Genomic DNA, 21,403 nt, shown 5'->3' with positions numbered 1-21,403 from the left:
TTCACGGCCTTCGCGGGCATTGGCACCGTCCGAGCCTTGGCGCCTATATTCTGGCGTTCGACAAGACGCTATAGTTCACCCTGACAAATGATGGCAATGTGCATCCATTCAGGAAGCGCCTACCTATATAGAAGAAATCACCTGGGCAACTGGTCGATCGGTCCTATCCGCCGGATGACCCAGTCACTACACTCCACAGCACACCCTATTAAAGAGGTCACACCGGTGACACCACTCATGATCACCCTGCTGGTAATAGCCGGGATCGTAATACTGATCGCCATTGGCTACATGAACCACGTGGTGGAAAACAACAAGCTGGAAAAGAAGCGTACCGAGATCGAGCTTAACGATCGGCTGCGTCGCTGCGGTGAAATCACCGAGACCTTCCCCGGCCAACTGATGACCCCAGCGCTCAAGCTGTTGCTGGCTCGCCTGGAACTGAACGTCAACCAGCGCCTGTTGAACCTCAACAAGTCCAGCACACCGCTCAAGGCCCGCATCAACGAACTGAATGCGCTGATCGCCCAAGGCGAATCGATTCCGGTGCCCAACCCACCGGCCCCGATCCAGACCGAAGCCAAGGCCAAGGACGTGCGCTTCCTGCTCGAAGCCCTGCACGGCCAAGTCACCCGCGCCGCCCAGGATGGCTTCCTGCCGACCAACGAGGCCAAGCACTGGATCAAGGAAATCCGTCATATCCTGGTGCTGCTGCATATCGAGTTTTTCAACAACCTCGGCCAGCACGCCCTGCTGCAAGGCCAACCCGGCCAGGCACGCCTGGCGTTCGAGCGCGGCGTGCAGTACCTGCGCAAACAACCGGAGCCGGTGCTCTACAGCGCCCAGTTGCAACTGCTGGAGTCCCAACTGGCGCGCGCCAACTCCACAGTGCTGACCAACAGCAAGCCGGCCGAGGACGAAGTCAACGAGCTGACCGAGGGCTTGAAAGTCGTCGATGCCGACGCCGAGTGGAAGAAGAAAGCGATCTACGATTGATGGCATCGCGAACGCAATGCTCATAGCAACGAAGATCAAAGGTGGTGGCTTGCCTACGAAGACGTCGGCCCAGCAAACATTGATGTTGACTGACACACCGCTTTCGCGAGCAAGCCCGCTCCCACAGTGGGATTGTGGGGTGTCAGGTAGGTGAGCATCGGCTGGCAGGCCTTCATCGCAGGCAAGCCAGCTCCCACAGTGAAATCATCACATGCCATCAATGTGCACCTATCCCCCCGCTCCCGACTAGCGTAAAAAAGTGCCCCTCACTCCGTGAAATTAGAGGCCTGTTATGCCTGTCGCCGTGATTGATGGACAACCGCTGCACTATATCGACCAGGGCGCCGGCCCTGTCGTGCTACTGGGTTCGAGTTACCTGTGGGCCAGCGACATGTGGGCGCCGCAGATTGAAGCGCTGTCGCAGCAATACCGCGTGATCGTCCCCGAGTTGTGGGGCCACGGTGAGTCCGGGCCGTTGCCAGCACCCACTCATTCCCTGGATGACCTCGCCCGCCAGGCCCTGGCGTTGCTGGATCACCTGAATATCGAGCAAGCCAACCTGGTGGGCCTCTCGGTCGGCGGCATGTGGGGCGCACGCCTGGCATTGCAGGCTCCCGAGCGCATCAACAGCGTAGTGCTGATGGACACCTACCTCGGGGCCGAACCCGAAGCAACGCGCCAGTACTATTTCTCCCTGTTCAAGATGATTGAAGACGCCGGGGCGATCCCGGAACCGTTGCTGGATGTGATCGCACCGATCTTCTTCCGCCCGGGCATCGACCGCGAATCCGCGCTGTACCGGGATTTTCGCCAGTCACTGCAAGACTTCCCCAGAGAACGTTTGTTGGACAGTATCGTGCCGCTGGGCCGCCTGATCTTCAGCCGCGAAGACATCCTGGAGCAATTACCTGGCTTGGACGCCGACACCACCTTGGTGATGTGCGGCGAACAGGACAAACCCCGGCCACCTGCAGAATCCAAGGAAATGGCCGACCAGATTGGTTGCGACCTGATCCTGATCCCCGAGGCTGGGCATATCTCAAGCCGCGAGAACCCCGACTTCGTCAACGAGGCGCTGCTGTCCTTCCTCGCCAACCACGCCTGATCGCCCCGCCCTCAGATCGCAGCGCCTACGCTGCGATCAAAGGCGGAAATGCCCCACCATCCCCTTGAGTTGCGCGCCCAACTGCGCCAACTGGATGCTCGAGGCGGCATTGCCTTGCATGCTCAACGCCGAATGATCGGCACTCGCCCGAATACTGGTGACGCTGCGGTTGATCTCTTCAGCCACCGAGCTTTGCTCCTCGGCGGCAGCGGCGATCTGTTGGTTCATCTGCTGGATCAATGAAACAGCCGCCGCAATGCTGCCCAAGGCCCCTTCGGTTTCCAGCGCATCACTGACCGCCAGCTTCACCAGCTCGCCACTCTGCTGGATCTGCTGCACCGAGGACTGCGCCGCACTGCGCAGCGTGCTGACCAGCCGTTCGATTTCCTCGGTCGATTGCTGGGTGCGCTTGGCCAATGCCCGCACTTCATCGGCCACCACTGCAAAGCCACGCCCCTGCTCACCAGCACGCGCCGCCTCAATCGCAGCGTTCAAAGCCAACAAGTTGGTCTGTTCGGCCACGCTCTGGATCACGCTCAAGACGGTACCTATATTCTGGATTTGCGCGCTGAGGCTTTCGATACTGGCGCTGGCACTGTTGCTGGATGTGGCCAGCAACTCGATACGCTGCAGGCTCATGCGCACCACCTGCTGGCCGCTATCGACCTTGGCATCCGCGGTCTGTGCGGCTTGGGCAGCCTGCTCGGCATTGCGTGCCACATCGTGCACCGTGGCGGTCATCTGGTTCATCGCCGTGGCGACTTGCTCGGTTTCGTCCTTCTGGTTGCTGACTTCGGCAGTGGTTTGCTCGGTGACGCTGGACAATGAATGCGCGGAGCTGGCGAGCTGTTCGATCCCCGCCTGCAACCCGCTGACCATCTGGCTCAAGTTGTTGCCCATCTGCTGCATCGCCTGCATCAGTTGGCCGATTTCATCACGCCGGCTGATCTCCATGCGCCCACTCAGGTCACCCGAGGCGATCTGCTGAGCCACGGCGATCACCGCCCGCAACGGCGCAACAATCAAGCGGGTGATCACCCATGCAGCGATCAAGCCCACCAGCAGCGCCAGGGCAGATGAACCGATGATCAGCAGCGTGCTGTGCTGCAACTGCGTTTGCATGGACTGGTCTTCGGCGGCGTACGCCTGGTTGACCCGATTCACCACTTGCTCGGCGCGGTCATGCAACTGGGTGTAGACCACTTTTTCCTGGGCCAACAGCCCGGTGTATTCGCCGAGCTTGTCACTGAACGACGCGATATGCCCGGAGACTTCATTGAGCACGGTCTGGTAGCCGGGGTCCTTGACCGTGGTTTTGAGTTTCTCGACTTCAGCCAGGGCCTGGTCGGCTTGCTCGATCTTGCCCTGCCCGGCGTCGTCTGCGTCCGCCCTGCGGCTCTGATCCAGGCGCACCCGCGCCTCGTTCATGGCCTGCAACATCAGACGCGACACCTGGCTGACCTGCCCCGCCTGCTCGATAAACTCCGCGCCCTCCTTGCCTTGGCTTTCCTTGAGGCCATAGGCACCGTCGTCCGCCAGCCCGGCTTGCAGCACATCCAGGTTATTGGCCACGCTGGACACCGACCAACTGGCCATTTCCAGGGCGAGGTCCTTGGTCTGAGTCAACTCGACGAACTCATCGAATGCCTGGCGATAGGCGACCAAGGCTTGCTCAACGTCACCCATCACTCGCTCGTTGCTGGCAGACCGAGCCTTGAGACGCGTGGCCTGGGCCAGCAGCGCATCGACACTGGCATGCAGGGCATCAACGGCCTTGGGGTCGGCGTGCAACGCATAGTCCTGCTCGATCACGCGCACCTTGAGCAGGTCGCTGTTGAGCGTGGACATCGACGTGAGGCCTTCGAAGCGCTGGCCGATGGTCTGCAGGGACCACACACCGATGGCCGCTACCAAGGCCGTCAGCAGCAGTACCAGGGTAAACCCCAAGCCGAGTTTTTTTGCCATACCGAGGTTGGCGAAACGTCGTTGCACGCCCGAAATCATTGCACTTGATCCTCTTGCAATGGCAAATGCCATAAGCCAGGTTTACAAGCAGCGAGATTCGCAACCCCGAGGCACTGAGCACAAGCCGCTGGCGCCGGAATAATGGCAAAAAGCTACATGCGCGTCGTTTTCAGAATGGTCGAGGTCGATCTTGCCGCGCCCATGGCTCGGAACAGCGTCAATGCACGTTGATCAGCCGCGTAGGCCACATTGATGCGTAACCATTCGCTGCGCTCACCCGTGGGGCTGAACAATGCGCCGGGCGACAGCAACACACCCAGCCGCTGGGCGCAGGCTTGCAACCGCAAGGGGTCGGCCATGCCTGGTCGTGCCCACAGGAACATCCCGCCCGCGGGTGCGGCAAATACCTGCCACTCTTCATCCTCCAGTACCTGCAACGTGGCGGCCATCTGCGCATTCAAGCGCTTGCGCAGGCGCTGCACCCACTTACGGTAAGTGCCGTTACTCAGCAACGTCGCCACCATGGCTTCGGCAAACCGTGAAGTGCCGATGCCTGTCAGGGTCTTGAGCTGGGCCAATTGCGTAATGATCGCAGCACTGGCACACAGGTAACCCACGCGCAGGGCGCTGCTCAGGGTCTTGGAAAAGCTCGACACATAGATCACCCGGTCATCATGGGCCAGCGCTGACAAGCGCGTGCAACTGGCATGCTGCAGGTCGCCGTACACATCCTCTTCGATAATCAGGAAGTCGAGTTCGCGGGCCAGCTCCAACAACCGCTCCGCCACCGGACGGCACAGGCTGGTGCCGGTGGGGTTGTGATACAGGCTGTTGATGAACAGGCACTTGGGCCGATGGGTTTGCAGCAGCGCTTCCAATGCCGGGATATCCGGGCCGCCATGGGCACGTGGCACTTGCAGCAGCGTGACCCCCCGAAAGGCCAGTTGGCGGTAGAGATTGCCATACCCGGGTGTTTCGACCACCACCTCATCACCGGGTTTGAGCAACGTGCGTATCAGCAGGTCCTGGGCATGGCTGGCGCCATGGGTGGTCAGGATACAGTCCAGGCTGGCGGGCACGTGAATCTGCGTCAGGCGCTTGAGCAGTTGTTCGCGCAACGCCGGCAGCCCCAAGGGTGTGCTGTAGTTGAACAGGCCACCAGTGTCGGTGCGGCTCAGTTCACGGATCGCGTAGCTGATGTCATCGCTTTCGCGCCAAGTGTCGGGTAACCAACCGCAGCCCAACTTCAGCTCGCCCAGCGGGCTATCGGTAAATGCACCCCAGCCTTGTTCCGCACCTTCATACCAATGGTTTTCGTGGGCCGTGGCGGGATGCGCCACCACGAACCCCGAACCCTGCCTGGGAGCCAGCAGCCCCTGGGCCACCAAGCGCTCGAATGCCTCGATCACGCTGGACTGGCTCAGCAGGTTATCGAGGGCCAATTGGCGAATGGACGGCAAGCGTGTGCCAGGGCTCACCCCCTCCTTGCGAATCCATTCTGCCACCGCGCCGACGATCTGCTGAACAACCGGTACCAGGGCTTGTCGATCGATCCCTAAATCCATGAGCCACTCACTTAAACTGTCTGTTAACCCAAAACAGTTAAGCACAGAAGCCTGGTAAAACCGGTCGCCAAGTTTTATTAAAGTATTGATTTTATTAGATTATTTACCTTCGGAAACATATTCAGCCACGGCACTCTGCCAGCTATGGAAACGCCCCACATCACCCCGCGCTCTTTTCAAACAGCGTGCCAAGCGCGGTCCTAGATCGCCGTCGCGCCACCGTCCACCGCCAGGGCCTGACCGGTGGTAAACGCTGCGCCATCACTGCACAGGTACAACACGGCGCTGGCGATTTCCTCAACCTTGCCAATGCGTCCCACCGGGTGCATGGCTGCGGCAAACTCAGCCTTGCGTGGGTCGGCCTCATAGGCGCGACGAAACATGTCGGTATCAATCACGGCCGGGCAGACGGCATTCACGCGAATTTTCTTCTTCGCGTACTCGATGGCCGCCGATTTGGTCAGGCCAATCACCGCATGCTTGGACGCCGCATAGATGCTCATCTTCGGTGCCGCCCCCAGCCCCGCCACCGATGCGGTGTTAACGATGGCCCCGCCGCCCTGGGCCAACAGCAACGGCAACTGATACTTCATGCACAGCCACACGCCTTTGACGTTAACCCCCATGATCGCATCGAATTCATCAAGACTGCCGTCAGCCAGTTTGCCCTTTTCGATTTCGATGCCGGCGTTGTTGAAGGCGTAGTCCAGGCGCCCATAGGTGGCGACGGTCTGTGCCATCAATTGCTGCACGTCCGTGTCGAGCGTGACGTTGCAGCGCACAAATATCCCTTCGCCACCGGCCTGGTGGATCAGTGCCACAGTGCCCTCGCCTCCTGCCACATCAAGGTCCGCGACCACCACCTTCAAGCCTTCGGCGGCGAATGCCAGCGCGGTGGCGCGGCCAATACCAGCAGCGGCGCCGGTCACCAAGGCGACCTGGCCGGAAAACGTCATGCTCATGGGAACTGTCCTGTGGGGTTAGTAACGGTGGAGCGAGTCTAGCCAACGCCGGCAGCCGCGCGTCAGCACTATCAGAAGGCCGGTTGGCGCTGCATGAATCGCAGTGATAAAGCCGCCTGCCTGACTATCAGCGAGGCCTATTGCCGGGCATTCGCCGGCTCCGCACACCCTTGCCCTTCTGCCACTGAGGGTCTATCACTCATGTTCCATTTCTAAAGAGTCCTTGCCATGACCGCCCAGACCAATCGCCAATTTCTGCTCGCCAAACGCCCGGTCGGTGCCGCCACGCGAGAGACCTTCACTTACCAGGAAGTGCCAGTGGGCGAACCCCAGGACGGCCAAGTGCTGGTGCGCAATGAATACCTGTCCCTCGACCCGGCCATGCGTGGCTGGATGAATGAAGGCAAGTCCTACATCCCACCAGTAGGCATCGGCGAAGTGATGCGCGCCTTGGGCGTAGGCAAGGTGATTGCCTCGAAGCATCCGAACTTCGCGGTGGGGGACTACGTGAACGGTGCACTGGGCGTGCAGGATTACTTCCTCGGCGAGCCCCGTGGTTTCTATAAGGTGGACCCCAAGCTGGCACCTCTGCCCCGCTACCTGTCCGCCCTGGGCATGACCGGCATGACGGCGTACTTTGCCCTGCTGGAAACCGGCGCCCCGAAAACCGGTGACACCGTGGTGATCTCCGGTGCTGCCGGTGCCGTGGGTAGCATCGCCGGGCAGATCGCCAAGCTCAAAGGCTGTCGCGTGGTGGGGATCGCCGGTGGCGCCGAAAAGTGCAAGTTCCTGGTGGATGAGCTGGGCTTCGACGCCGCCATCGACTACAAAACTGAAGACGTGCCCGCCGCCCTCAAGCGCGAGTGCCCCAAAGGCGTGGACGTGTATTTCGATAACGTCGGCGGCGATATTCTCGACGCCGTGCTCAGCCGCCTGGCGCTCAAAGCCCGCGTAGTGATTTGCGGCGCAATCAGCCAGTACAACAACAAGGAAGCGGTCAAAGGCCCGGCCAACTACCTGTCATTGCTGGTCAATCGTGCGCGCATGGAAGGCTTTGTGGTTATGGACCACGCGGCGAACTTCGCGGCGGCGGGCCAGGAAATGGCCGGTTGGATGGCCCAGGGCAAGCTCAAGAGCAAGGAAGATATTGTCGAAGGGCTGGAGACATTCCCGGAAACGCTGATGAAGCTGTTCAATGGCGAGAACTTCGGGAAGTTGGTGCTCAAAGTCAGCTGACACACCACAAAAACAGATGTGGGAGCTGGCTTGCCTGCGATGCAAGCAACTCGGTCTTTAAGTGATACCGAGTTGATACTATCGCAGGCAAGCCAGCTCCCACATTTTTGCCGCTCTAAAAATCAGGCGATCTCGGCGACGACTGCTGCCAACGCCTTGGCAGGATCCGCTGCCTGGCTGATCGGACGGCCAATCACCAGATAGTCAGAGCCCGCATCCAGGGCCTGGCGTGGGGTCAGGATGCGGCGCTGGTCATCCTGGGCGCTGCCGGTAGGACGGATACCCGGTGTCACCAGTTGCAGCGAGGGGTGAGCGTTCTTCAGGGCCTGGGCTTCCAGGGCTGAGCACACCAGGCCGTCGAGGCCGGCTTTCTGCGCCAGGGCTGCCAGGCGCAACACCTGAACCTGCGGCTCGATATCCAGGCCAATGCCCGCCAGGTCCTCGCGCTCCATGCTGGTGAGCACGGTTACACCGATCAACAACGGTTTTGGGCCGCTGCGCTGTTCCAGCACTTCGCGGCAGGCGCTCATCATGCGCAGGCCACCGGAGCAGTGCACATTGACCATCCACACGCCCATCTCGGCCGCGGCTTTGACGGCCATCGCCGTGGTGTTGGGGATGTCATGGAATTTCAGATCCAGGAACACTTCGAAGCCTTTGTCACGCAGGGTGCCGACGATTTCCGCCGCGCAACTGGTGAACAGTTCCTTGCCGACCTTGACCCGGCAAAGCTTGGGGTCCAACTGGTCAGCCAGCTTCAGTGCGGCGTCACGGGTGGGGTAATCCAGGGCGACGATGATAGGAGTCTGGCAGACGGACATTGGAATGGGCTCTCAGGCAAGTCGAAATCGGCGCGGATTGTAGCGCAAGCAGCGCCGTTGCGGGATCCGATGATCGGTAAATACCGATCAAGCGCCCAATATAGGCGATTCAGGATGATTGTTTCAGCCCCGATACATTCACGACATGCCCTCAATACGCCGTCCGGCTAGCCTCGCGCACATGACCGCCCGCCCAGCACTTCCAGCCCTGGAACTGGGCGCCTATGCTGACAGCCACAACCAGGCAGATGACCTCGCTATGCATACCCCTTGCGACCCTGTAAACGAAGCGCCAAAAGACGCGGTGATCGCCGAAGACAAGCGCTGGAACACCCGCGCGCTGATTGTCGACGACGACGTACCGATCCGCGAACTGCTGATCGACTACCTGGCACGCTTCAATATCCTCGCCTCAGGCGTCACCGACGGCACCGCCATGCGCCAAGCCATGCAAGCGGAGACCTTCGATGTGGTGGTGCTCGACCTGATGCTGCCGGGCGAAGACGGGCTGACATTGTGCCGCTGGCTGCGCGCCGAGTCGGACATTCCGATCCTGATGCTCACCGCCCGCTGCGAACCCACAGACCGCATCATCGGCCTGGAACTGGGGGCAGACGACTATATGTCCAAGCCGTTCGAACCCCGGGAACTGGTCGCGCGTATCCAGACAATCCTGCGCCGGGTGCGTGATGACCGCACCGAACAGCGGGCCAATATCCGTTTCGACAATTGGCGCCTGAACAGCGTGCTGCGCCAGTTGGTGGCCGATGATGGCCTGGTGGTGCCGCTGTCCAACGCCGAGTTTCGTTTGTTGTGGGTGTTCATCGAACGCCCGCGCCGTGTGCTGAGCCGCGAACAGCTGTTGGACGCGGCCCGTGGGCGCTCTATCGAGGCCTTTGATCGCAGCATCGACTTGCTGGTGTCGCGCCTGCGTCAGAAGCTGGGGGATGACCCCAAGGCTCCGCAACTGATCAAGACCGTACGCGGCGAAGGTTACCTGTTCGACGCCCGGGATATCGGTTGATGCGCGCGCCCTTCAACACGCTGTTCGGGCGACTGTTCGGCCTGTTGCTGGTGGCGATTGTGCTGGCCCATGTGCTGGCGTTCTTCTGGTTCCACCACTACGGCCCGCCGCCACCACCCCGCGCGGCCTTCGTCGAACAACCAGATGGCAGCCTCACGCCCTTGCGCAAAGCGCCTCGCCCCTGGTTCGGCGGCCCGGTTGTGCCCCTGACATTTCAATTTATCTCGCTGATCATCGCTGCCTGGTACGGCGCCAAACTGCTGAGCCGGCCAATCCAGCGCCTGAGCGCAGCGGCCGAGCGCCTGAGCGTCGACCTCGACAGCCCGCCCCTGGTGGAAACCGGCCCTCGCGAAGCACGCCAAGCGGCCTCGACCTTCAACCTGATGCAAAAGCGCATCCGCGAACAAGTCAGCCAGCGCGCCCGCATGCTCGGCGCCGTCTCCCATGACCTGCGCACCCCCCTCTCGCGCCTCAAGCTGCGCCTGGAACAGATCGAAGACCCCAAGCTGCAAGGCCAGATGCGCCAGGACCTGGACGACATGATCGGCATGCTGGATGCCACCTTGAGCTACCTGCACGAACAGCGCACCAGCGAGACACGGCATTGGCTCGATGTACAGGCGTTGGTGGAATCCCTGAGTGAAAACGCCCAGGACCAAGGCCGCGACGTGCAGTTTGCCGGCACCTGTACGCCGTTGCAGGTACAGCCGATGGCCCTGCGTTCATGCCTGAACAATTTGATCGATAACGCCCTGCGCTATGCCGGCACCGCCCGGGTGGAACTGGCCGACAGCCGCGGTGCGTTGGTAATCCGGGTGATCGACCACGGCCCGGGAATCGCCGCCGATAAGCGCGAAGCGGTGTTCGAGCCGTTCTTTCGCCTGGAAGGGTCGCGCAACCGCAATTCCGGAGGGGTCGGTTTGGGGATGACCATTGCCAGGGAGGCCGTCGAGCGACTCGGCGGCCACCTGAGCCTGGAAGATACACCGGGCGGTGGGTTGACGGCGGTGATGTGGTTGCCGAGGGTTTAAGAAGGCAGTCGCACGACCTGCACCTGTGGGAGGCCAAAAATGTAGGAGCGAGCTTGCTCGCTCCTACAGAAGGCCAGTTATGTAGTCACCGATCAGTTACACGGTTTGTCTTCACGACGCACTTGCGCCTGGCTCGCGCTCCAGTCTGTCAACAGGCTGTAGGCCACCGCCAGCAACGTCGGGCCAATAAACAGGCCGATAAACCCGAACGCTATCAACCCACCAAACACACCCAACAGCACAATCACCAACGGCAGGTTGCCGCCACGGCTGATCAGGTACGGCTTGAGCACGTTATCCACGCCGCTGATCACGAACGTGCCCCATACGCCCAGGAATACCGCGTAGGTGTAGTCGCCCTTCCAAGCCAGCCACGCCGTAGCCGGAATCCACACCAGCGGCGGCCCCATGGGAATAAGGCTGAGCAGGAAAGTCACGATACCCAGCACCAGCGCGCCCGGTACGCCAGCGATCAGAAAGCCGATCAGGGCCAGCAGCGCCTGGGCCGCAGCGGTGCCGATCACACCATTGACCACCCGCTGCACCGTGCCGGCCACCAGTTCGATGTAATAGCCAGCGCGCTCGCCAATCAGGCGCTCCAACAGGCGGTGCACAAACATCGCCAGGCGCGGCCCGTCACGGTAGAAAAAGAATACGAAGACCAGGCTCAGGGTCAGCTCAAGAATGCCGCCGCCAATTTGCGCACTGCGCGCCAACAACCAATTGCCGACCTGACCCAGGTACGGCTTGATGCTCACCATCAGCGCCGCGCCTTGTTGATCAATGCTGTCCCAGGTCGCCACCAGGCGCTCGCCTACGAAGGGGATCGACCCCAACCAGGTCGGCGCCTCGGGCAAGCCGTCGACCTGGATGTCCTTGATGAGAGCCACCGCATCACGCACATGGTCAGCCAGGTTGAACCCAAGCCATACCAATGGCACCGCCACCAGCAACATCCACCCCAACGTCAGGATGCCAGCGGCCAGGGACTCTCGGCCGCCGAGCCAACGGGTGAGCAAACGCATCAGCGGCCAGCTGGCAAATGCCAGCACCGCGCCCCAGAACAGCGCCGACCAGAACGGCGCCATGACCCAGAAGCTGGCACCAAACAGCACCAGCAGCAGGATTTGCACCAGCAGGCGATCGTTATTGAGCATCGGGTATCTCGAAAAGAAGGCTGTAGGAAGAGAGCTTAGGCGAACGGCACGGGTCCGTTCGCCCTGTGGTGCTTAGCGTATCAGATGCAGATGCAGCCCTTGGGTTTCACCGGTGCCGGTTTCCAGACGGGCGGTGCGCACGCCCTTCTCCACCAGCGCCTGGCGCCAGGCCTCGGCCTGCGGCCCGCTCAGGCTCACGCGCAGGGTGGTGTCGAGGTTCAAGGCTCGGGATATCAAGGTCAGCCAGGTGTCGTCAGGCTCGGCGCCCAGCGCGGGAAAATCCAGCTCGCCGGTACTTTTGAGTTCCCGCAGCAGGGTCGCCGAGGTGGGCAGCAGCTCGCCCAAGGGCGCGCTGGCGTCGAGTTGCTCCACATGCAGGTAGGCGCGGCGGTTACCACGTGTGATCCCGTACAGCGCGACCAGGGAATTGTCCTGCGGGGCGGCCAGGCGTAGCAGCAGGTATTCCTGTTGGCCGTCGGCGCCCACCAGCTTGGCGTTGCCAAACACTTCGTTGGCCCACAGGCTGCTTTCGCCACAATCGCGGGCCTTGCACCAGAACAACAACTGCGCACCCTTGGCCTGCAAAGCTTCGCGCGTTGCGGTAAAGGCGGCGCTGGAGCTGTGTTCGGCGGGCAATTCATAGGTGATTGCAGTGGCTGGGCCGCGTGCGATGGCCTGGCCTTCATAACGTAACTGGCCGCTGATCTTGCGGATTGCGCCCATGGGGTAAATGCGTTCCTTGTCTTCAGCGGGGCGGTAATCGACGATTTGCGCATCAACCTGACGGGCTACCGCCGGTAGATCCTGGCTGCCAGGCAGATCGGCGGCAAATACCAGGGGGCTGAAACAACAAAGGCCCAGGGCACGGATACATCCTTTACCCAGGCTCATCGGATCAGTGAGCCCTGGCCAATGTTGGTCACAGCGATATCGAGTGTGTTCATGGTTGACTCCCTTTCAATCCGCCCAGCCTCGGCAGTTGACCCCGCCAAGTCAAGGCGTGGAGAAGAACCGATTGAAACAGTCTGCAACAAGAGCCGCACCGGGCTCGTCATTCAGGTGTAAATGATGGCCGCCTGGCAGCGTGGTAACCGTGAAGGGTAGCTGAGAAAGCAATTCGGAATGTTTCGCCAGCATGCCGTCAGCCGCGACCACCAACTGGGTAGGGCACCCTACCCTTCGCACGAAAGCCATGGCTTGTTCGTCGGTCAGGCGCATCGGCGACGCCAGGGTCAGGCGGCTATCGCTGCGCCAGGTGTAACCGCCTGGTACGGGCATCAAACCGCGCTGGGCCAGGAGCTGCGCTGCTTCACGGCTGACCGCGACCACGCCTTTCATCCGCGCCTCGACCGCTCGATCAAGGCTGTTGTAGACCGGCTTGCGCTTGTCCTGCAGGCTCAATTGCGCCTGCAACGCCATGCCCAGGCGCTCGGCCGCGTTCTCGCCACTGGCGGTCGGTGGGATCACGCCGTCAATCAGGCCCAGGTGTGTCACCCGCTCCGGCAAGGCCCCGGCCAATACCAGAGAGACGATGGCGCCCAGGGAGTGGCCAAGTAATGCAAAACGTTTCCAGCCCAGTTGCTCAGCCACCTGCAGCACGTCATAGACGTAATCCCACAAGGCATAACCGGCGCCAGCCGGGCGATGCGCCGAATGCCCATGCCCCGCCATGTCCAGGGCGACGATGCGCAACCCTCGCAGCTTGGGCGCCAGGCGCGCAAAGCTGTTGGCGTTGTCCAGCCAACCATGGAGGGCAATTACCGGCAGGCCGTCCTCGGGCCCGAACAGATGCGCGGCCAGTTCGATGTGCGGCAGGCTCAGGCGTACCTCTTCGACGGGCGTACTCATGCGCAACTGCGCTCACGGGCCTGCCAGCGGGCGAACAGGGTCTTGATCAAGGCAGCAGTGTCCTGAGGGCGTTCGAGGGGAAACATATGGCCGCCGGGCATGGTGAGCATTTCGCCCATGGGCAAGCGGTCAACACCGCTGGCATGGTGACGCATCACCACCCGGCTCTGGCGGCCACGCACCACGGCCAGCGGCACCTTCAACTGGCGCACCTGGCCCGGGCTGGTGTGGGGCACGCCGCGATAGATGCTGATTTCGGTGGCTGGGTCGAACCGCAGGCGCAGGCGATCGCCCACTTGCTGCAGGCCATGTTGCAGGTACGCGTCAAAGCAATCGGGGTCAAAGCCACGGAACAGGGTCTTGCCGGCGAAATAGCTGCGCGCGGTGTCCAGGTCGGTGAATTCTTCGCGCCGGCCAAGCGTGCGCCCAGCCGGGGTGAGTCGGTCGATAAAACCAAAGCGCTTGGCAGCGCGGATCACCCAGCGGTCTGCGCGGGTGAGCACCGGCGAATCCAGCATCACCACGCCCCGGTACAGGTGCGGGCAGCGCATGGCCGCGTGTAAATGCAGCACGCCACCCAGGGAATGGCCCACGCCCCATACCGGCTCTGGCTGCTGCTCCAGATGATGGATCAGCTCGTCCACCAGGTTCTGCCAGTTATCATCCACCGGGAACCTGGGGTCGTGACCATGCTGCGGCAGATGTGCCACCGCATATTCCGGGGCCAGGGCGGCAAACAGCTTGCCGTAGGTGGCCGAAGGGAAGCCATTGGCGTGGGTAAAAAACACGTGCTGCGACATACAGGTTCCATCAACAAAAACAGAGGGGGATTGTCACCATGCCCGGCCTCTACAGCAATGACTGTAACTGCCAGGAATGATGACACTCACGCCACGCCTATCGCGCCGGCGGTTGTTCACCCAGCGGCACCACGGCCATGGTCAGCCGCGAGACACAACTGGCCTTGCCCTCGTCGCTGCTCAGGCGGATGTCCCACACCTGGGTAGTGCGCCCGATATGAATAGCCTTGGCCACCGCCGTCACCCGGCCGCTGCGCACGCCGCGCAGGTGGTTGGCGTTGACCTCCAGGCCCACGCAATAGAACTTGCTTGCATCAATGCACAAGTAGGCGGCCATGGAGCCGACACTTTCGGCCAGCACCACCGAGGCGCCGCCGTGCAGCAGGCCGTAGGGCTGATGGGTGCGGTGGTCGACCACCATGCTGGCGGTAAGGGATTCGTCGTCGAAGCTTTCGAAACGAATATCCAGCATTTCACCGATGGTGTTTTTCTGGATCGCGTTGAGGTGTTCGATATTCGGTTGGGTACGCCACAGGCTCATACGGTTGTCCTTGTTGGTTTTATTACGGCCCTAATCCTGCCACAAAACGGTTTCGGCGCGTGCGCTCCATGCTTGCAATTGTGGCCCGTACGTCGACTCGATCACGTTGCGTTTGATCTTCAAGGTCGGCGTGAGAAAACCGTTTTCCACCGCCCATTGGTCTTTCACCACCACCAATTGCCCCATGCGTTCGTGCTTGTCCAGGCCTGCGTTCACCTGTGCCAGCCAGCGTTCAAGACCACCGCCGAGGGCTTGGCGGTCCTCGCCGGGTGCCGACAACACGCACAGCCCTATCGGCGCACTGAGCCCCTCGCCGACCACACACACCTGTTCAATACGTGCATGTTCGGCCAGGCGGTTTTCAATCGGCGCCGGGGCTACGTATTTGCCTTTGCTGGTCTTGAAGATTTCCTTGAGACGTCCGGTCAGGCGCAGGCGACCGTCCGCGTCCTGCTCGCCCTTGTCACCCGTCCGCAGGAAGCCATCTGCGGTGAGCGTATCCGCGGTTTTCTGCGGGTCCTTGAAGTAGCCCAACATGGTCGCGCCACTGTGTACCTGCACTTCGCCTGACGGGTCGATACGCACTTGCACGCCTGGGCAGGGCTGGCCGATCCAACCGAGCGTTTGCCCACCTGGGCGACACACATGGGAATAGCCGCAGTTTTCGGTCATGCCGTACACCTCCAGCACATCCAGGCCCAGGCGCTGATACCAACGCAGCAACGCCTCGGGCACCGGCGCGGCGCCGGACAGGGCGATGCGCAGCGCATCCAGCCCCAGGCCGGCGAGAATTTTATGGCCGACGCGTTTGCCGATAAAAGGCAGGCGTAACAGGGTATCGAGGCGTTTTTCCGGGATTCTGGCGTAGACGCCCAGTTGGAATTTGGTCCAGATGCGCGGCACGCCAAACAAGGCCGTCGGCCGCGCCCTGCGCAGATCGGTGAGGAAGGTTTCCAGGCTCTCGGCGAAAAAAACGGTTTGCCCGGTATAGATCGACGCCATTTCTACAAACATCCGCTCCGCCACATGGCACAGCGGCAGGTACGACAGCAACCGGTCGCCCTCCCCCAGGCCAAACAGCTCAGTACCGCCCGAGGCAGCAAACCCCAAGGCGCCGAAACTGTGCATCACCCCTTTAGGCAGGCCGGTCGTACCGGAGGTGTAGATGATAGTGGCCAGGCTGGCGGCATCCGGTAGCGGGTTGTCCTGGATCGGTGAACAGGCTTGCAGGTCCGCCCAACTGAAATCGAAAGTCTCTTCAGGAGGGCACAGCGGCAAGCTGATAGTCGGCACACCCACAGGAACGCCAGGCGCCATCGCCGACCAATCATCCAGCTTGCCGATCAGCGCCAACCGCGCCTGCGAGTGAGTCAGCACATGGGCGACTGAGTCCGCGGTGAGGTTGGGATAAAGCGGCACCGACACATGCCCAGCCATCCAGATCGCCAGGTCGGCGATGATCCAGTGGGCGCAGTTTTTTGAAATCAAGGCAATATGCGAGCCCTGGGGCAACTCCCGCGCGCGCAGCCAGTGCGCGGCGCAACGAGCCTGGTGGCCGACCTCGCCCCAGGTGAGGGCCTGCACCTCACCGCCGCCGATGGGCTGAACGAGGAAGACTTTGCGCGGGTGCCGCGCTTCACGCTCGAAGAAGACCTGCAACGGCAAACGAAAAGCGACAGGCATGGGACGCGCTCCTTTGTGATCCGAGATACAGCCAACCAAGCACTTGCTTGGTTGACTGTATAGCACAGACGAAGGAAACGGCCTGCCGCTAACCACGATGCGAAGCGAGACGCTCTTGATCTGCTCTTGATCTTAGGCGCCCCCCAAATCACTGGCGGATTACGGGCACACCGAGCCTGGGCGAGGTGCCGAGTGGTGGGGCAAGAGCCCTTTGGTTACTTTGGGCTGGGCCGGCATTCCGGCTTTGCCAAAGTGACCCGCCGTTCAGGGCGGAACCCTAAGTGGCCGTTACCGCAGGAATGGATATGTACTCGGTATAACGGTGTCGACTGTGACGCCGTCTTCGCGAGCAAGCCCGCTCCCACAGTGGAATCGTTGGGGCGTCAGCGAGATAGGCGTCGGCTGGCAGGCCGCCTTCGCAGGCAAGCCAGCTCCCACAATTGGATCGCGGGGCGTCAGCGAGATAGGCGCCGGCTGGCAGGCCGTCGCGGGAGCAAGCTCCCTCGCCACAGCGTCGCACGATGCCTAAGGATTCTTCACATCCACCAGACTCATCAAGCCAGCCAACGGAAAGTCACCCTCAAGCTCCGCCAGGCTGGCCGTGTACATCGGCTGTGGCTGGCGCTGATGCCCATGCTGCAGAAAACTGATCAGGCTACCCACCAGCGGTTGGTGGCTAACCAACAGCACGTCGTCGTCGGTGTCGAGTTTCTCCAGCACTCGCTGGACATCCCCATCGGGCGTCAACCACGGCACCGTGCAGATATCAGGCTCAAACCCCAGCACATCGCGCACCAACTGCGCCGTCTGCTGCGCCCTAACATAAGGGCTGGCAATGATGGCGCCCAAGGGCTGGCCAATCAGGTGCGCAGCACTGCGCAATACTTCAGCACGCCCATGCTCGGTAAGGTTGCGCTCGGCGTCCGTGCGCGCATGCGCTTGGGCCTCGCCGTGACGCAGAATCCATACTTTCATAGCTTCGGCTCTTCATCACGCACCGGGTGCGGTGCCGGCGGTACGCTGTGGGCCGCTTCGCCTTCGGGGGCGCGTGGGGTTGGCCAATCGGCGAACGGCCAGGGCTTTTGTTCGGTGTGGAAGCTGCCGAAGCGGCCAATCTGCGCCAGGAACTGGCTGAGGCTGTCGCCAAAGTTCATCAGGCCCAGGTTCGGTGCGCCGTAGATCAGCCGGTAAACCAATTGCACCACCACCAGCGCACCGAGCAGGAATTGGGCTACCTGCCACACCAGCGCAAACACCAGCATCCACAGGATGCGCAAGACAATCGACTCGTATGGGGGGGCAGCTTTGGGATCGTTCATGACGCGTTCCTCAGTTGAAACCACTGGTGGAAATAAAGTCGACATCGGTCTTGGGCTCGGCCCGCATCAGCAGCTCGATGACCTGGTTCAGGGTGCGCCCTTCGAACAGGATCGCATGCAGGCCGGCGACCAGCGGCATGTACACGCCCACTTCCTGGGCCTTGGCCTTCAAGACCTTGAGGGTGTTGACCCCCTCGGCCACTTCGCCCAGACGCGTCACCGCTTCCTCCAGGCTCAGCCCTTGGCCCAAGGCGAACCCGACCTGGTAGTTGCGGCTTTTGGGCGAAGAACAGGTGACGATCAAGTCCCCTACGCCCGCCAGGCCGAGGAAGGTCATCGGGTTGGCGCCCTGGTTCACCGCAAAACGTGTCATCTCGGCCAGTGCGCGGGTAATCAGCATGCTCTTGGTGTTTTCGCCCATGCCCAGGGCCACGGCCATGCCAGCAATGATCGCGTAGACGTTTTTCAAGGCCCCGCCCAATTCGACGCCGAAGCGATCGCCGCTGGCGTAGACCCGGAAGGTACGGCCGTGCAACACGGCCTGGACGCGCTCGCACAAAGCCTCGTCCTCACTGGCGACCACGGTGGCGGTCAACGCGTGCTCGGCGACTTCCCGCGCAAGGTTTGGCCCGGACAGCACGCCAATGCGCGCCTGAGGGGCGATTTCGGTGAGGATTTCACTCATCAACTTGAAGGTGTGGGCTTCGATGCCCTTGGTCAGGCTGACCAGTAACTTGCCGGCCAAGCGTTCGGCGTGTGGCGCCAGTACCGAGCGCAAGGCGCTGGAAGGCAGCGCGACAAAGCACAGGTCGCAGGCCGTGAGGGTTTCCAGCAGGTCGGTCACCGGCTCGACGGCGGGATGAATCTTGATACCTTTAAGGTAACGAGGGTTTTCGCGATGCACGCGAATGGCTTCGGCCTGCTCGGGGTCGCGCATCCACTGGCGCACCGCGTGACCGTTCTCGGCCAGCAGGTTAGCCACGGCGGTACCAAAACTTCCGCCTCCCAGGACCGCAATAGGGCGCTGTTCAGTCATATGCAATCCGTTAATCCATACCAGTGGCGATGGCGGCATTATACGGGGCGCCCCGCTTGCGGCCAGCCCCCGTATCAATTCGCGCGAGTCAGAAAATGCCAGAGGCGTGCGAAGTAAATGCAAGTCCGACGACTGGCAAACAGCCGCACCTCGGTTAACATGGGCGGCTATCCGCAATTAACAAGGCCGTGCCGTGTATCTGGGCCCTCCTCCTCGCTCATCATTGTTGTTGGTGCTGTTGTGCGCTACCTGCGCGCAGGCCGACGATCTGTTCCTCGACAGCCAGCCGCTGCCGCAGGTCTTGACCGCCACGCGTCTCAAGCAATCGGCCGCCGCCGTGCCCGGCAGCATGACGGTGATCGACAGTGAGCTGATCAAGGCCAGCGGTGCCCGGGACATCTCGGAACTGCTGCGGCTGGTCCCGGGGATGATGGTCGGCTACACCAGCGGCAACCAGGCGTCGGTGAATTACCATGGCACCAGCGCCAGTGACGCACGGCGCATGCAGGTGCTGATCGACGGTCGCTCGGTCTACCGCGCCGGCCTGGCCACGGTGGATTGGAGCGATATCCCAGTGGCCATGGAGGACATCGAGCGCATCGAGGTCTTTCGCGGCCCCAACACCGTCAGCTACGGTGCCAATGCGCTGATGGCGGTGGTGAATATCCTCACCCGCTCGCCAGCCAACAGCCACGGCTCGCGGGTAAAGGTCATCCGTGGCGAGCGTGGCATCAATGACTTCTATGCCAGCCAGGGTGTGGGCTGGGAGACCGGCGATTTGCGCTTGTCTCTGTCCGGGCAACAGGACGATGGTTTTGACAGCGACGCGGTCGGCGCCGACCGCCGTGACGGGCGTCGTCTCAACCGTTTCAGTCTGGCGGTGAGCCAGGCCTTGAACGCGCAACAAAGTCTCGATTGGCAACTGAACGTCAAGGAAGGCACCAACCAGCGCCCTTATACCTACACCCCGGTGTTTGCCGGAATTACCGAAGGCGGCACCAATTCCGATGTCACCGCCAAGGACTACGCAGGCTCCCTGCGCTGGAACTTCGACTTCAACCCCGACCACAGCCTGTATATCCAGGGCTCGGCACAGCAATGGGACCGCAAGCAAATCTGGAAAGCCTGTGACGCCAAGGCCTCGTTCAGCCCTGAACTGACCCAGTTATGGCAGCTCAACCCCAACTATGCCGAATTGCTGGCACGGCACATGGACACCTACAGCCAAGGCTCCGCCCCACCGGGTAACGCCGCCGAACAGGCCTTGGCCAACCAGGTGCTGGACCAGTGGCGCAACGGTGCCAACCAAAGCGTGTGCGGCGATATCGACCAGAGCACCCGCGAAAGCCGCTACGACGTGGAAATCCAGGACACGCTCAGCCTCTCCGACAGCCTGCGCCTGGTCAGCGGTATGAATTACCGCTATGACCGCGCCGACTCCGAAACCTACTTCAATGGCACCCTGGACGACACCACCTGGCGCCTGTTCGGCCACCTGGAATGGCGCGCCAGCGAGCACTGGCTGCTGCAAGGTGGCGCCATGTACGAAGACACTCACCTGAGCGGCAACTCGCTCACGCCGCGTGTGGCGGTCAATTACCTGATCAATCCTCGCCACGGCTTGCGCGCGGTGTACTCCGAGGCAATCCGCTCGCCGGACATGTTCGAGAACAACGTCAATTGGAGCTACCGCGTCACCAATCTCAGCTCCCCGACCTACGGGCAAAACGCCGGTCAATATTTTGTCGTGACGCGCGGCCCTGGCAACCTCGACAAAGAGTTGATGCGCTCGCGCGAACTGGGCTACAACGGCTTCTTTGCCGAGCTGGGGCTGAATGTCGACGTGAAGCTGTTCTATGACGAAATCACCGACATGATCAGCTCGCCGCTGCGCAACAACCAATACATCGCCAGCAACGCCAACAGCTCGCGTTTTAGCGGTGCCGAGTCGCAGTTCGACTGGCGCGTGAGTGACGCCGACCGCCTGCGCCTGACCTATGCTTATGTAGACGCCACCTCCAGCAACCCGCTGGACAAAGCGCAAACCGCGCGTAACAGTGGCTCGGCCGGTTGGCTGCGTGAGTGGGGCCAGGGTTGGTCCAGCGCCTTGTTCTACTATGGCGACGACGCTCTCAACCAATATCGCTTCCAGCGGGTCGACCTGCGGGTGGCCAAGCGCATTGCCGTAGGCAAAGCCAATGTGGAGCTGGCGGGCATGTTGCAGCAACGCCTGGATGACCAGCCCACCACCTGGGCCGACAACAACTACGACCATCGCCACGTTCTCTACTTCAGCGCCGAGCTGGACTTCTGA

Annotated in this window: 19 protein-coding genes and 1 pseudogene; 6 read left to right on the top strand and 14 right to left on the bottom strand. The window is 61.7% G+C overall.

Going from position 1 to position 21,403, the window contains the following annotated elements:
- Positions 1 to 225: 225 nt before the first annotated feature.
- Positions 226 to 996, top strand: a complete 771-nt coding sequence (locus AC1RAC_RS13130; RefSeq protein ID WP_034127216.1) for a hypothetical protein — start codon at positions 226 to 228, stop codon at positions 994 to 996.
- Between the two features lie 292 nt (positions 997 to 1,288).
- Positions 1,289 to 2,101 (top strand): alpha/beta fold hydrolase, encoded by an 813-nt coding sequence (locus AC1RAC_RS13125; protein WP_127881404.1) that lies wholly within the window; start codon positions 1,289 to 1,291, stop codon positions 2,099 to 2,101.
- A gap of 36 nt (positions 2,102 to 2,137) precedes the next feature.
- Here the strand turns inward: AC1RAC_RS13125 and AC1RAC_RS13120 are convergent, their stop codons facing one another.
- The 4 genes and pseudogenes from AC1RAC_RS13120 to AC1RAC_RS13105 all read right to left on the bottom strand — a co-directional run bounded on the left by AC1RAC_RS13120 (position 2,138) and on the right by AC1RAC_RS13105 (position 6,593).
- Positions 2,138 to 2,980: a methyl-accepting chemotaxis protein gene (locus tag AC1RAC_RS13120; protein WP_370706333.1), complete on the bottom strand. Its 843-nt coding sequence runs from the start codon at positions 2,978 to 2,980 to the stop codon at positions 2,138 to 2,140.
- A gap of 15 nt (positions 2,981 to 2,995) precedes the next feature.
- A pseudogene (locus AC1RAC_RS13115) lies at positions 2,996 to 3,223 on the bottom strand (HAMP domain-containing protein); the annotation flags it as partial.
- Between the two features lie 995 nt (positions 3,224 to 4,218).
- Positions 4,219 to 5,631: an aminotransferase-like domain-containing protein gene (locus AC1RAC_RS13110; protein WP_054920050.1), complete on the bottom strand. Its 1,413-nt coding sequence runs from the start codon at positions 5,629 to 5,631 to the stop codon at positions 4,219 to 4,221.
- Between the two features lie 200 nt (positions 5,632 to 5,831).
- Entirely contained in the window at positions 5,832 to 6,593 is a 762-nt protein-coding gene (locus AC1RAC_RS13105) for an SDR family oxidoreductase (RefSeq protein ID WP_003190072.1), read from the bottom strand.
- 228 nt (positions 6,594 to 6,821) lie between these two features.
- On the opposite strand from AC1RAC_RS13105, the gene AC1RAC_RS13100 reads away from it, so the two are divergent.
- Positions 6,822 to 7,829 carry an NADP-dependent oxidoreductase gene (locus tag AC1RAC_RS13100; protein ID WP_089042713.1) on the top strand — a complete coding sequence of 336 codons (1,008 nt, stop codon included), beginning with the start codon at positions 6,822 to 6,824 and terminating at the stop codon, positions 7,827 to 7,829.
- Between the two features lie 122 nt (positions 7,830 to 7,951).
- On the opposite strand, the gene pyrF is transcribed toward AC1RAC_RS13100, so the two are convergent.
- Entirely contained in the window at positions 7,952 to 8,650 is a 699-nt protein-coding gene (gene pyrF / locus AC1RAC_RS13095) for an orotidine-5'-phosphate decarboxylase (RefSeq protein ID WP_003190068.1), read from the bottom strand.
- Between the two features lie 259 nt (positions 8,651 to 8,909).
- Between pyrF and AC1RAC_RS13090 the strand changes: the two genes are divergently transcribed.
- Together AC1RAC_RS13090 and AC1RAC_RS13085 are read left to right on the top strand one after the other, a co-directional pair.
- Positions 8,910 to 9,674 (top strand): response regulator, encoded by a 765-nt coding sequence (locus AC1RAC_RS13090; protein ID WP_034127268.1) that lies wholly within the window; start codon positions 8,910 to 8,912, stop codon positions 9,672 to 9,674.
- Positions 9,674 to 10,705, top strand: a complete 1,032-nt coding sequence (locus tag AC1RAC_RS13085) for a sensor histidine kinase (RefSeq protein WP_014717755.1) — start codon at positions 9,674 to 9,676, stop codon at positions 10,703 to 10,705. Before AC1RAC_RS13090 ends, AC1RAC_RS13085 begins: the two co-directional genes overlap by 1 nt.
- 92 nt (positions 10,706 to 10,797) lie before the next feature.
- On the opposite strand, the gene AC1RAC_RS13080 is transcribed toward AC1RAC_RS13085, so the two are convergent.
- The 9 genes from AC1RAC_RS13080 to AC1RAC_RS13040 form a co-directional block, all read right to left on the bottom strand.
- The gene (locus AC1RAC_RS13080) at positions 10,798 to 11,862 is read right to left on the bottom strand and encodes an AI-2E family transporter (protein WP_003190063.1); all 1,065 of its coding nucleotides are present in this window, start codon (positions 11,860 to 11,862) and stop codon (positions 10,798 to 10,800) included.
- A gap of 72 nt (positions 11,863 to 11,934) precedes the next feature.
- Positions 11,935 to 12,753: a DUF4892 domain-containing protein gene (locus AC1RAC_RS13075; protein WP_054920057.1), complete on the bottom strand. Its 819-nt coding sequence runs from the start codon at positions 12,751 to 12,753 to the stop codon at positions 11,935 to 11,937.
- Positions 12,754 to 12,855: 102 nt separating this feature from the next.
- Positions 12,856 to 13,710, bottom strand: a complete 855-nt coding sequence (locus AC1RAC_RS13070) for an alpha/beta hydrolase (RefSeq protein ID WP_054920059.1) — start codon at positions 13,708 to 13,710, stop codon at positions 12,856 to 12,858.
- The gene (locus AC1RAC_RS13065; RefSeq protein WP_044273029.1) at positions 13,707 to 14,510 is read right to left on the bottom strand and encodes an alpha/beta fold hydrolase; all 804 of its coding nucleotides are present in this window, start codon (positions 14,508 to 14,510) and stop codon (positions 13,707 to 13,709) included. The genes AC1RAC_RS13070 and AC1RAC_RS13065 overlap by 4 nt, the downstream gene beginning before the upstream one ends.
- A gap of 97 nt (positions 14,511 to 14,607) precedes the next feature.
- Entirely contained in the window at positions 14,608 to 15,051 is a 444-nt protein-coding gene (locus AC1RAC_RS13060; RefSeq protein WP_014717751.1) for a hotdog fold thioesterase, read from the bottom strand.
- A 30-nt stretch (positions 15,052 to 15,081) separates the two neighbouring features.
- Positions 15,082 to 16,734: an AMP-binding protein gene (locus tag AC1RAC_RS13055; protein WP_127881401.1), complete on the bottom strand. Its 1,653-nt coding sequence runs from the start codon at positions 16,732 to 16,734 to the stop codon at positions 15,082 to 15,084.
- Between the two features lie 525 nt (positions 16,735 to 17,259).
- Positions 17,260 to 17,709: a phosphohistidine phosphatase SixA gene (gene sixA, locus AC1RAC_RS13050; RefSeq protein WP_236454913.1), complete on the bottom strand. Its 450-nt coding sequence runs from the start codon at positions 17,707 to 17,709 to the stop codon at positions 17,260 to 17,262.
- Entirely contained in the window at positions 17,706 to 18,053 is a 348-nt protein-coding gene (locus AC1RAC_RS13045; RefSeq protein ID WP_054899024.1) for a DUF4389 domain-containing protein, read from the bottom strand. The genes sixA and AC1RAC_RS13045 overlap by 4 nt, the downstream gene beginning before the upstream one ends.
- A gap of 10 nt (positions 18,054 to 18,063) precedes the next feature.
- Positions 18,064 to 19,089: an NAD(P)H-dependent glycerol-3-phosphate dehydrogenase gene (locus tag AC1RAC_RS13040; RefSeq protein WP_034127205.1), complete on the bottom strand. Its 1,026-nt coding sequence runs from the start codon at positions 19,087 to 19,089 to the stop codon at positions 18,064 to 18,066.
- Between the two features lie 193 nt (positions 19,090 to 19,282).
- Here AC1RAC_RS13040 and AC1RAC_RS13035 point away from each other — a divergent pair, with 193 nt between their 5' ends.
- Positions 19,283 to 21,403, top strand: coding sequence for a TonB-dependent receptor plug domain-containing protein (locus tag AC1RAC_RS13035; protein WP_083544080.1), 2,121 nt, complete (start codon positions 19,283 to 19,285; stop codon positions 21,401 to 21,403).

It is taken from the genome of Pseudomonas sp. GW823-FHT02F05 (assembly GCF_058797315.1).
The sequence above is the reverse complement of the archived record's forward strand: the minus strand, read 5'-3'. Positions and strand labels throughout refer to the sequence as shown.

What these genes read in the sequence shown, in the direction of transcription:
- AC1RAC_RS13065 (WP_044273029.1), bottom strand. Translation starts at nt 14,510, where the DNA reads ATGTCGCAGCACGTGTTTTTTACCCACGCCAATGGCTTCCCTTCGGCC.
- AC1RAC_RS13090 (WP_034127268.1), top strand. Translation starts at nt 8,910, where the DNA reads ATGCATACCCCTTGCGACCCTGTAAACGAAGCGCCAAAAGACGCGGTG.
- AC1RAC_RS13070 (WP_054920059.1), bottom strand. Translation starts at nt 13,710, where the DNA reads ATGAGTACGCCCGTCGAAGAGGTACGCCTGAGCCTGCCGCACATCGAA.
- AC1RAC_RS13080 (WP_003190063.1), bottom strand. Translation starts at nt 11,862, where the DNA reads ATGCTCAATAACGATCGCCTGCTGGTGCAAATCCTGCTGCTGGTGCTG.
- AC1RAC_RS13100 (WP_089042713.1), top strand. Translation starts at nt 6,822, where the DNA reads ATGACCGCCCAGACCAATCGCCAATTTCTGCTCGCCAAACGCCCGGTC.
- AC1RAC_RS13060 (WP_014717751.1), bottom strand. Translation starts at nt 15,051, where the DNA reads ATGAGCCTGTGGCGTACCCAACCGAATATCGAACACCTCAACGCGATC.
- AC1RAC_RS13085 (WP_014717755.1), top strand. Translation starts at nt 9,674, where the DNA reads ATGCGCGCGCCCTTCAACACGCTGTTCGGGCGACTGTTCGGCCTGTTG.
- AC1RAC_RS13075 (WP_054920057.1), bottom strand. Translation starts at nt 12,753, where the DNA reads ATGAGCCTGGGTAAAGGATGTATCCGTGCCCTGGGCCTTTGTTGTTTC.
- AC1RAC_RS13045 (WP_054899024.1), bottom strand. Translation starts at nt 18,053, where the DNA reads ATGAACGATCCCAAAGCTGCCCCCCCATACGAGTCGATTGTCTTGCGC.
- AC1RAC_RS13120 (WP_370706333.1), bottom strand. Translation starts at nt 2,980, where the DNA reads ATGGTCAGCGGGTTGCAGGCGGGGATCGAACAGCTCGCCAGCTCCGCG.
- sixA (WP_236454913.1), bottom strand. Translation starts at nt 17,709, where the DNA reads ATGAAAGTATGGATTCTGCGTCACGGCGAGGCCCAAGCGCATGCGCGC.
- AC1RAC_RS13110 (WP_054920050.1), bottom strand. Translation starts at nt 5,631, where the DNA reads ATGGATTTAGGGATCGATCGACAAGCCCTGGTACCGGTTGTTCAGCAG.
- pyrF (WP_003190068.1), bottom strand. Translation starts at nt 8,650, where the DNA reads ATGTCCGTCTGCCAGACTCCTATCATCGTCGCCCTGGATTACCCCACC.
- AC1RAC_RS13055 (WP_127881401.1), bottom strand. Translation starts at nt 16,734, where the DNA reads ATGCCTGTCGCTTTTCGTTTGCCGTTGCAGGTCTTCTTCGAGCGTGAA.
- AC1RAC_RS13105 (WP_003190072.1), bottom strand. Translation starts at nt 6,593, where the DNA reads ATGAGCATGACGTTTTCCGGCCAGGTCGCCTTGGTGACCGGCGCCGCT.
- AC1RAC_RS13040 (WP_034127205.1), bottom strand. Translation starts at nt 19,089, where the DNA reads ATGACTGAACAGCGCCCTATTGCGGTCCTGGGAGGCGGAAGTTTTGGT.
- AC1RAC_RS13125 (WP_127881404.1), top strand. Translation starts at nt 1,289, where the DNA reads ATGCCTGTCGCCGTGATTGATGGACAACCGCTGCACTATATCGACCAG.